Annotated in this window: 2 protein-coding genes; both read left to right on the plus strand. The window is 64.9% G+C overall.

The genetic code is table 11. The annotated features are described in order from the left end of the window. Window positions 1–503, plus strand: a 503-nt coding sequence (locus EB084_24610; GenBank protein NDD31446.1) for a hypothetical protein, incomplete at its 5' end; no start/stop codon positions are given. A 118-nt stretch (window positions 504–621) separates the two neighbouring features. Further along, the coding region (gene secD / locus EB084_24615; protein ID NDD31447.1) for a protein translocase subunit SecD at window positions 622–1,830 on the plus strand (1,209 nt) is incomplete at its 3' end.

Genomic DNA, 1,830 nt, shown 5'->3' on the forward strand with positions numbered 1-1,830 from the left:
CCCCGAATGCGCTGGCCGTTGACCCGCAGGCCGATTTCTCGCTCATCATCTCGTACCACAACGACGAGCGCATCCGCCGCGATGCAACAGGAGCACTCGAGCTCGATATCGCGCGCATCTCCGAGCTGCCCGACGTGAAGCCGGTGCTCGCGCAGAACACGCGGGCGGTGCTGGCGCTCAAGGACGCGGGTCGCTGCGGTCTTCACCCGCTCAACCGGGTGAAGGCCACCGTGCGCGTCTCGGTCGATCTCACGCAGCTGCTCCCGCAGCTCGTCTGTCCGCGTCGCGTCGAGGTCCTCGACCTCACGGTCGACGGTCGGGCGGTGCAGGGCGCGCTTCGCGATCATCTCGTGCTCTTCATCCAGGACGGGGTGTACGCCACGAAGTGGCTGCCCGCGTCCAGCAAGGGCAGCTGGTCGGAGCACAGCGAGCAGGCATTCGAGGTCGAGGTCTTGCAGGCCGTCGACACCGCGATGTCGCCGCCCACCTCTCGCGGTCCCTGAGCCGGACCTTCGCAGCCCCCGCAGGAAACGTTCTCCCCCGAACCGCGCCCAGGCGCGTCTGACGCCCGACCTCCGTCGGTGTCACCATTTCGATTGAAAGGTATCAGGACAATTCCCCATGGATTGGAACCATCTCAAGAACCCCGTCTACACGGTCATCGTTCTCGCGCTGACCGTGGGCGGTTTCTTCTGTCTGTACAACCCCAGGACCCAGGAGTGGAACATCAAGCTCGGTCTCGATCTCCGCTCTGGCAGCCGCATCGTCGTGCAGCTCAAGGCGCCTGAAGATCATCCGGAGCTCAAGATCGGCCAGACCGAGGTCGAGCGCACCCGCGCCGTGTTCGAGCGTCGTCTCAACCCCAGCGGCACGCGCGAGGTCATCATCCAGCCCGAGGGTGTGGGCAGCACCAACCGCCTCATCGTCGAGCTCCCCGAGGTCACCGATGTGCGCACTGCAGAAGAGCAGCTGCGCAAGGTGGCGCGTCTCGAGTTCAAGTCGAAGCAGTACGATCCCAAGACCCGGCGCGAGGACTGGGTCACCGTGCTTGACGGCACCTACATCAAGCACGCCGACTTCGAGCCCCTCGGCTCGACGGGCCAGGCCAACGCGGGCCGCGTGGTGTTCGAGCTGACCAAGGACGGCGCGACGAAGTTTGGTGACATCACCACGCGCATGGTGGGCCAGCCGCTCGGCATCTTCTTCGACAAGAAGCTGGTCTCGGCACCCAACGTCAAGACCCCCATCACCCAGGGCAGCGGTGAGATCTCGCCCATCGCTCCGCTCACCGAGGCCAAGGAGATGGCCGATCTGCTCAACGCAGGCGCGCTTCCGGTCGACGTCGAGATCGTGAGCAGCATGACCGTGAGCCCCACCCTCGGACATCAGTCGCTGATGCAGAGCCTTGTGGCGGGCGGCATCGGCCTGGGTCTCGTCATCGTCTTCATGTTCGTCTTCTACCGCCTCCCCGGTCTTGCCGCAAACGTGGCGCTGGTGGTCTACACCGTGCTCACGCTGGCCACGATGGTGATCGGCGGCTTCGTTCTCACCCTGCCCGGCATCGCCGGCTTCGTGCTCTCCATCGGCATGGCGGTTGACGCCAACGTGCTGATCTTCGAGCGCCTGAAGGAAGAGCTGTGGTCGGGCAAGGGGCTCCGCACGGCGGTGGAGGTGGGCTTCAAGCGCGCCTTCTCGTCGATTCTCGACGGGCACGTGACCACGTTCATCGGTGCCGCAATTCTCTACTACATCGCTTCTGGAACGGTGAAGGGCTTCGGGCTCACGCTGATGGTCGGGACCGTCTGGTCGATGATCACAGCGGTCGCGTTC

This window comes from Pseudomonadota bacterium (assembly GCA_010028905.1).
GTDB lineage: Bacteria > Vulcanimicrobiota > Xenobia > RGZZ01 > RGZZ01 > RGZZ01.